The following is a 7,442-nucleotide window of genomic DNA, read 5'->3' as shown; positions in this document are numbered from 1 at the left end:
CCGAACAGGAAGATCAGCGGCCAGTTGCCGGTGGTGATCGCCCAAAGGTAGGGGAACATCACCACGGCCGGGCCGAGCGCGCCGGCGATGAACACGGGCTTGCGGCCGATCTTGTCGGCGAGGTTGCCGGCGAGCGGGATCGCCGCGAGCGCGACGACGTTGACGACGACGGGCACCCACAGCATCGTCGAACGCTCGAGGCCGTTGCCGTTGGTCGCGAAGGACACCGAGAACACGGTGAAGACCATGTTCACCGTATTGATCATCGCGGCGGCCATGATGCGCAGCACGGTGCGCCAGTGGAAGCGCAGCGTCTCGGCGAGCGGGGACATGCCGGAACCGGATGCCGCGCCCAGTTCCTTCTTCACTGCGCGGGACTCCTGGAAGCTTGGCGGCTCCTCGAGGCGGCGGCGGATGAGGTAAGCGACTACGACCACGACAGCGGAGAGCCAGAACGGGATGCGCCAACCCCAGGAATGGAGCGCGCCGTCGTCGAGGAGGCTGACGAAGGGAATGAAGACCAGCGTCGCGAGCAGCGTGCCGAACTGGGTGCCCTGCAGCGTCCAGCTCGCGGTGTATGCGCGGCGGTCGTCGGGGGAGTGTTCGATCGACATCGAGATCGCGCTGGCCTGTTCGCCTGCGGCCGACAGGCCCTGCGCGACGCGGCACAGGATGAGCAGTGTCGGCGCGAGCATCCCCACGGATTCGTACGTGGGCAGGCAGCCGATCGCGAAAGTCGACCCGCCCATCATGAACAGCGTGAGAAGCAGAACGAAGCGCCTGCCCATCCGGTCGCCGAGCGGGCCGACGATGAGCGCCCCTAGCGGACGCACGATGTAGGCGACGCCCACGGTGCCCATCGCGAGAAGGACGGATACCGATGTCGGCGCGTCCGGGGGAAAGAACAGCGTGTTGAGCACGAGTGCTGCCGCTGTGCCGTAGATCGCGAAGTCGTAGTACTCGAGCGACGAGCCGATCCACGCGGCCAGCGCCGCGCGCTTGGGTGTGCGTTGTGGTTCGTGTTCGGCGCCGGCGTCGGGCCTCGCCACGGTGTCGGGGGTCATGGGTCTCCTTCGGGAGGATTTTTCGAAAGCGGCGCCGAGCGAGTCGGGTCGCGAAAGGACGTGCGCTTCGCCGATGACGGCGGAGATGCCGGGTGCACATGGGCGGCGGGTGGCGTCGCTGTGCGGGGTCCAAGGTCCTCGGCGCCGGGATCTGCCGCCTCCGAAAACCGCTCATTGCCAATAGTTGGCAATAGCTCTCAAATAATGTAAGCTTGAGTGTGACGTGATGCGGATCACCAAGTCAAGTCATTTCTTGGGTCTTTTTCGTGTCCGCAGGTAGAACGCCGTACACATAGGTTGTGACCGCGATCTCGAAAGGACGCAAAATGGCAGAAGAGAACGCGGCGAAGTCCGCCGCTCCTTCGCGTGGAAGCGGGACCATCGCCAAGGGGCTCGCCATGCTCACCACGGTGGGTGAGTTCCCGCATGGGGCGACCGCCGCCGAGGTGGCTGCACGCTCGGGCCATCCCTTTTCGACCGCGTACCGGTTGCTCGGTTCGTTGGTGGATGCCGGCTTCGTGGAATACGACGCGCGAACGAAGACCTACGCGCTCGGCCTTGCCGTGTTCGAGCTGGGCCAGCGAGTGGGCAATGCACGCGGATTCACCGGCACCGCCGCGCCAGTGCTCGAGGAGCTCACGGCGCGCACGGGCGAAAGCAGCGTGCTCGCCGTGCTCGACGGCGTTGAAACATTGACGGTCCACACGATCGACGGACCGCAGTACCGTCAGACCACAGACCCCGGAGATCGCGGGCCGTTGCATTCCTCGGCGATCGGGAAGGTTTTGCTCGCATGGATGCCCACCGACGAGCGCGACGAGCTGCTCGAGCGGTTGCCGCTTCCGGCGCGAACGGAACATACCGTTACCGACGTCTCGGCCCTGCGTGCCGAGCTTGACGCTTCGCGGGCGGCCGGATGGGTCGAACAGGGCGAGCAGCACGATATCGGGATGAACGCCGTCGGCGTGCCCGTGCTTCGGCGCGATGGCACCGTGATCGCCTCGCTGGCGCTCGCCGCGCCGCTGTTCCGCGCGGACCTCGGCGCGCTGCGCGAGCACGTGCCGGCGCTGCAGGACGCGGCCGCCCGCCTCGGCACGCTTCTGCCGTGAAACCACGTGGCACCCGCCGCACGCGGGGCCGCTACTCACCTCGACGAATAGGAACTCCCATGGCGACGATCTACGTGTTCAACGGCCCCAACCTCAACCTGCTGGGAATCCGCGAACCGGAGAAATACGGGCGCGAGAATCTTGACGACATCGAGCAGCGCTGCCGCGGCGCGCTGGCCGGAACCGGCCACGAACTCGATTTCCGCCAGTCCAACCACGAGGGCGTTCTGGTCGATTGGGTGCACGAAGCCGGCGCCGCCGCTCGCGCGGGAGAATCGCTCGGCCTCGTCTTCAATCCCGGCGCCTACACGCACACGTCGATCGCTCTACGGGACGCGATCGCGGGATCCCAGGTGCCGACTATCGAACTGCATATGACGAACGTCCACGCCCGTGAGGAATTCCGGCACCACTCGTACCTCTCGCCGGTCGCTGCGGGAGTACTTGTCGGTTTCGGTGCGTTCGGCTACGAACTCGCGATTAAGGCGCTGATCGTTAGGTCGACGACCTCGGCCTAGTCGAGAGTGAAGGACCCGTTCCCCGATAGGTATGCGGACGGGACGAGCGAACCGATGGTTCCCGCGGAACCGAGCTGGACGTTCAGCGGGCCGAGCACGCGAGTGGAGAAGTTGATCGGACCGGAGCCGAACTCGACCCGCTCGCCGGGCTCGCCCGGTTCGGTTCCGCACGCGTCGACCTCGAAGGTGCCGCGATCGCCGGTGTCGAAGTTGGACCAGGTCACCTCGAGCTCGTCGCCCGGGGACTTGCAAGCGGCCGCCGAGTCGGCGACGCTGACGATCCCGACTCCCGAGGACTCCTGCTTCACCTCGAGGGAAAGGTACTGAACGCCGGGGGCCGCGCTGCCCGCACTCCCGGACGCGGAACCGGTCCCCATCACGGTCGCCGGGTTCTGGAACACATCGACAGAAGTGGCTGCGGATGCGGCCGGTGCCATGAATGCGGCACCGGCGACGAGGGAGAGGCTGCTCGCTGCTGCGAGTGCTCCACGGCGAATCCTGAACATCAAGGGGGACTTCCTTCGCGAATCTACTGGGCTTGATAGGGCGACCCTTCCATTCTGCGACACCCCGGTACGGTTGAGTAGTCCGGCGCCCTGAAATAATTCACAATGGGCAACAAAATTCGTCTCATGGGCGATAGAAATTAACGTGCGCCGGGACCGGCGGAACAGACATGGGCGAACAGATGGAGGTGCCGTAAATGGTTTTCGGGCACATCCTGCAGCTCATGGGCCTCGCCGCGGTCGACTCGGTCAACCTCCTCGCCTTCGCGGTCATCGCGGGCCTATGGCTGAGCCTGCGCGACAAGCCCGGCCTCTTCGCCCCGCGCGCCGCCCAGTTCACCGGCGGCGCCTTCATCGGGATCATGACCCTCGCCGCGCTCGCGGTGTGGGTGATCGGCGCGAACAAGGACTTCCTCCGCGAACTGTGGGAAAACCCGATCGTTGCCATCGTCGCGGGAGTCATCGGCGTCGTTCTCCTTGCACTCGCGTTCAAACCGCAGAAGAACAAGCGCGCCGAACACGCTGCGGCGAAGCTCGCTGATTCCCGGCGCGAAGGCTACGAGGTGGCCGCAGAACATGCGGTCGACGAGGCGCTCGCCGAAGACAGCCCGATCCCGAAATCGGTCCTGCAGAAATTCGGTCTTTTCGGCACCGGCATCGCGCTGGGCATCATCCAGTCGGGAACCTCAATACCCTTCGCGACCGGCGTCGTCGTTATCTCTTTCGCGGGCACCTCGGTGCTCCAACAGATCATCGAGATCGTCGTCTTCGCGATTGTGGCCATCGCGCCGAGCGCATGCCTCATCACCGTGCTCAGCAAGGTCAACAGCAGCAGGGTGGACGCGGCCACCTCGAGGATCAACAACTTCCTCGCACGTGCGAAGACACTGGGCAAATGGCTCACCATCGCCGTCGGCGCCGCCCTGGTTATTCTCTCGATTGTCCGGATGCTCCAGCTCGGGGTGCTCTTCTAACCACCCGCGGCGTGCGATGCGCCGCTAGTCGCCGAATGGCCATCCCTCGATCGGCGGGCCCACGGTGCCGCGCGCGTCGACGTACTCGGGAACCGTCACATACTCGGCGCCGAATCTGGCGTCGTAGATCGTGCGCGGCAGCGACAGCATCATGCCGACGTCGCTGGTCTGCGAGGCGTGGCACTCCATCGCGCGTCGCTTGGCCGCGAGCTCGTCGGCGCCGAGGGTGATTTTCCAGCGCAGGTCGGAATCGTCCAGCCCCATCGGCTCGCCGTCGCTGCCGATGTTGATCGATTGCGGATCTATCGTCTCGAAGAAGGCAGCAAGATCCGGCGCCTCGGCCTTGAGAACCTCGAGAAGCCCCGGATCGGCCATCTGCGCAGCGCTCTCGGACGCGCTGAACGACGTGAACAGCAGGCGCACATCCGGGCGCAGGCGCGCGGCGGCAACGGCGATCTTGTGGACCTGGACGTGGTCGGGATGCCCGTACCCGCCGTGGTGGTCGTAGCCCAGGAGAAAGTCGGCGGCGACGTCATCCAGTATTTCGACCAGGCGCGCGGCGGCTTCGTCGACGTCGGCGCGGGCCAACACGAGATCGTCGGAATTCGTCTCGGCGCCGAGCATCCCCGAATCGTGGTAACCGAGCCAGCGGGGCGTCTCGATGCCGAGGACGCGCGCGGACGCCTCGACCTCTCCGCGGCGGAAGGACACGATGTCCTCACCCGAGGCAGGCGGCGTGCCGTATCGGCCGTCGGTGGCGATGATGAGTACGACGCGGTGCCCGGCACGCGCGGCGCGGAACATCATGCCGGCGGTCTGGGAGGATTCGTCGTCGGGGTGGGCGTGGAAGAACGCGATCGTGGACACGCAGACGATTATTACGCGCGCCGGGTGCCCGGTGCTACTCGTTGCAGCCGTTGGAGCTGCGCAACTCGGACATCCGCTGCACCGACGCCTCGAGCCGCTCGATGGGGTAGCGACCGTCGTTCACCGCCTGCTCGATCACGTCGATCGTAGGTACGAGCTCGGCGGTCGAGATCCACAGCGGCGAATCCGCGCCGGCGATGAGCGATTGGAGCACCGCCTCGGGCACGCTGTACTGGTCGGTGATCGCGCGCATTCCCGACAGGTCGTCGGTGAAGATGACCCCGTTGTACGGCACGCCGCCGTAGCCCTCTCCCGAACGCAGCAGGTCGTAGGCGCCCGGCGACATCGAGGCCGGCTCGCCCGGCGCGGTGATCCCCGGCGCATCGAGATGGCCCATCATGACGGCGGTGCGCGGCATCCCCACCAACTGCGCGAACGGGCGGAGCTCGTAGTCGCGTAGCTCCTCGAGCGGCGGCACGGACACCGCGGACTGGTGCGAATCGCCGGTGCTGCGGCCGTGCCCGGGGAAATGCTTGAACACAGGGGTGATCCCCGCGTCGAGGAGCCCCTCGGCGAACGCGCGCGCGTAGTCGGTGACGACCTGCGGGTCCGGGGAGAAGGAGCGGTCGCCGATCACGTCGTCGTCGGGCTGGGCGGAGACGTCGATCGTCGGGGCGAAATCGACGGTGATACCGAGGCGCTTCATCTCCTCCCCGCGCATCCGCGCGAGGTTGCGGACCTCCTCGATCGGCATCTGCGCCATCGCGCGCGCAGACGGCAGCGGCCCGCTCACCGCGTCCATTCGCGATACCCGGCCGCCCTCTTCATCGATGGTCACCATCAACGGGAAGGGGGCCTGACGTCGGAGCTCCGGAAGCTGCCCGGACGCGAGGATCGGCTCGGCGACGTCGGACCCGATAAAGATGCCGCCGACGTTGATGTCGTTGACCGCCCACATCGCGTCCTCGGCGCTCGACACGCCGACCGTGAGTAGCTGCGCAATTTTCGTGCGGACTTCCATCGAATCGAGTTCGGTATGGATCGGGCACGTATCGGTATTCGGCGACGTGGTGGATGTCTGCTCGGACGCCGCGGAGACGGTGGGCTGCTGCACCGAGGGATCCGAGGATTCGCCGGGGAGCAGGGCACACGCGGAGGTTGTCGCCATCGCCGTGCTCATGGCGACAGCCAGTAGCCCGGACCGAAATCTCATAGCCGCCATCTTAACGACCCTCACCCTGCGGGTAGGCTCCGGCCGGAAAAACGGGGGCCAACATGTCTACTTCGCTGTCTGCTCGGGCTCGTATGCGGGAAACGCGGTTACCGGGCGGACCCGCAGGCGGCCGCGATTTCTCGCGCATCGGCGTCCAGCGTCTTGCGGACGGCCCGCTCGTGGAAGGGGTCGGAAATCCGCGAGGCGATGTGCACTACCGCGGGCGCGTGTTCGAGGACTCGCTCGTAGTGCAGCCCGAGCACGGTGGCGTCCTCGCCGCGCGCGTCGAGACGGTAGGTGATCCGGGTCCGCTCGCCGTCCGAGAAGGACTCCTGCGTGAACCCGGCATACGGGGAACTCTCGACGATCTGCCACTCGCGTTCGCCTGGGAAACCGGGGGCGCGGCGCTGCTCCATCCACCGGAAGCCGGGCGCGAAGTCTCCGCCGTCGGCGACGTGCACCGCCTGCACCCCGGAGAGGATCTGCGGCAGGCGGGCCACGTCGATGAGCAACTCCCACACCGTGGCCAGCGGGGCGTCGATTTCCTGGGACACGTCGATGTCGGCCATGACCCCACCCTAGCCACGTTCGCGGCCGCGATCGTTCACAATGGATCCATGACCCAACCCCGCCCCGCGCCCAGACAGGCCCACTCGCACCTGGATCTTCCCCGCGGCTTTCGCTGCTTCGTGACAGCGGCGGGGCTGCGCGAGCACGGATCGGACGTGTCGCTGATCGTCGCAGACGACACCGAGAACGCGTCGTCCGCGGCCGTCTTCACGCAGAGCCTGTTCGCAGGCCCCTCGGTCCAGGTGAGCCGAGAGGCTCTCGCGGGCGGAGCGGGCCGGGCGCTGGTGACGGTCGCGAAGAACTCGAATGTCGCCACCGGGCAGGTCGGCCTCGACAACGCTCGCGAGCTGCAGCAGCTCGCCGCAGGCGTCGCGGGGCTCGGGGCCGAGCAGGTGTTCGTCGCCTCGACCGGGGTGATCGGCCGGCGTTACCCCATGGATCTGCTGCGCTCCGCGTTCGACGCAATGGCGGATGACGGCGGCGCAGGTGTGGTCCCGGAGGCGGACGCCGTCTCCGTCGCCGAGGCGATGATGACGACCGACACCCACCCCAAGACCGCCGAGGCCCAGGTGGCGGGCACCGATGCTCGAGTCGTCGGGATCGCCAAGGGTGTCGGGATGG

General features: G+C 66.9%; 9 protein-coding genes. 4 read left to right on the top strand and 5 right to left on the bottom strand.

Annotated elements, in window-relative coordinates; all coding sequences use genetic code 11:
• The coding region (locus tag K8V11_RS02170; RefSeq protein WP_303910574.1) for an MFS transporter at nucleotides 1-1,064 on the bottom strand (1,064 nt) is incomplete at its 3' end.
• Nucleotides 1,065-1,390: 326 nt separating this feature from the next.
• Between K8V11_RS02170 and K8V11_RS02165 the strand changes: the two genes are divergently transcribed.
• Both K8V11_RS02165 and aroQ read left to right on the top strand, forming a co-directional pair.
• On the top strand, nucleotides 1,391-2,173 hold the full coding sequence (locus K8V11_RS02165; RefSeq protein ID WP_303910573.1) for an IclR family transcriptional regulator: 783 nt from the start codon (nucleotides 1,391-1,393) through the stop codon (nucleotides 2,171-2,173).
• A 59-nt stretch (nucleotides 2,174-2,232) separates the two neighbouring features.
• Nucleotides 2,233-2,691, top strand: coding sequence for a type II 3-dehydroquinate dehydratase (aroQ, locus tag K8V11_RS02160; RefSeq protein ID WP_303910572.1), 459 nt, complete (start codon nucleotides 2,233-2,235; stop codon nucleotides 2,689-2,691).
• On the opposite strand, the gene K8V11_RS02155 is transcribed toward aroQ, so the two are convergent.
• Nucleotides 2,688-3,197, bottom strand: a complete 510-nt coding sequence (locus K8V11_RS02155) for a hypothetical protein (protein WP_303910571.1) — start codon at nucleotides 3,195-3,197, stop codon at nucleotides 2,688-2,690. The two genes, aroQ and K8V11_RS02155, sit on opposite strands and share 4 nt — an antisense overlap.
• Nucleotides 3,198-3,394: 197 nt before the next feature.
• Here K8V11_RS02155 and K8V11_RS02150 point away from each other — a divergent pair, with 197 nt between their 5' ends.
• Nucleotides 3,395-4,171, top strand: a complete 777-nt coding sequence (locus tag K8V11_RS02150) for a GAP family protein (RefSeq protein WP_303910570.1) — start codon at nucleotides 3,395-3,397, stop codon at nucleotides 4,169-4,171.
• A gap of 24 nt (nucleotides 4,172-4,195) precedes the next feature.
• On the opposite strand, the gene K8V11_RS02145 is transcribed toward K8V11_RS02150, so the two are convergent.
• From K8V11_RS02145 to K8V11_RS02135, 3 genes are all read right to left on the bottom strand, one after another.
• Nucleotides 4,196-5,038 (bottom strand): PIG-L family deacetylase, encoded by an 843-nt coding sequence (locus K8V11_RS02145; RefSeq protein ID WP_303910569.1) that lies wholly within the window; start codon nucleotides 5,036-5,038, stop codon nucleotides 4,196-4,198.
• Between the two features lie 34 nt (nucleotides 5,039-5,072).
• Entirely contained in the window at nucleotides 5,073-6,251 is a 1,179-nt protein-coding gene (locus tag K8V11_RS02140) for a glycoside hydrolase family 3 N-terminal domain-containing protein (RefSeq protein WP_303910568.1), read from the bottom strand.
• A 107-nt stretch (nucleotides 6,252-6,358) separates the two neighbouring features.
• Nucleotides 6,359-6,820: an SRPBCC family protein gene (locus tag K8V11_RS02135; protein WP_303910567.1), complete on the bottom strand. Its 462-nt coding sequence runs from the start codon at nucleotides 6,818-6,820 to the stop codon at nucleotides 6,359-6,361.
• A 48-nt stretch (nucleotides 6,821-6,868) separates the two neighbouring features.
• Here K8V11_RS02135 and K8V11_RS02130 point away from each other — a divergent pair.
• Nucleotides 6,869-7,442, top strand: a 574-nt coding sequence (locus K8V11_RS02130) for a bifunctional ornithine acetyltransferase/N-acetylglutamate synthase (protein ID WP_303910566.1), incomplete at its 3' end; no start/stop codon positions are given.

The sequence above is a fragment of the Dietzia timorensis genome, from assembly GCF_020742175.1.
Lineage (GTDB): Bacteria > Actinomycetota > Actinomycetes > Mycobacteriales > Mycobacteriaceae > Dietzia > Dietzia timorensis_A.
This window is presented reverse-complemented; position numbering and strand designations above follow the sequence as displayed.

What these genes read in the sequence shown, in the direction of transcription:
- K8V11_RS02165 (WP_303910573.1), top strand. Translation starts at nt 1,391, where the DNA reads ATGGCAGAAGAGAACGCGGCGAAGTCCGCCGCTCCTTCGCGTGGAAGC.
- aroQ (WP_303910572.1), top strand. Translation starts at nt 2,233, where the DNA reads ATGGCGACGATCTACGTGTTCAACGGCCCCAACCTCAACCTGCTGGGA.
- K8V11_RS02155 (WP_303910571.1), bottom strand. Translation starts at nt 3,197, where the DNA reads ATGTTCAGGATTCGCCGTGGAGCACTCGCAGCAGCGAGCAGCCTCTCC.
- K8V11_RS02150 (WP_303910570.1), top strand. Translation starts at nt 3,395, where the DNA reads ATGGTTTTCGGGCACATCCTGCAGCTCATGGGCCTCGCCGCGGTCGAC.
- K8V11_RS02140 (WP_303910568.1), bottom strand. Translation starts at nt 6,251, where the DNA reads ATGAGATTTCGGTCCGGGCTACTGGCTGTCGCCATGAGCACGGCGATG.
- K8V11_RS02135 (WP_303910567.1), bottom strand. Translation starts at nt 6,820, where the DNA reads ATGGCCGACATCGACGTGTCCCAGGAAATCGACGCCCCGCTGGCCACG.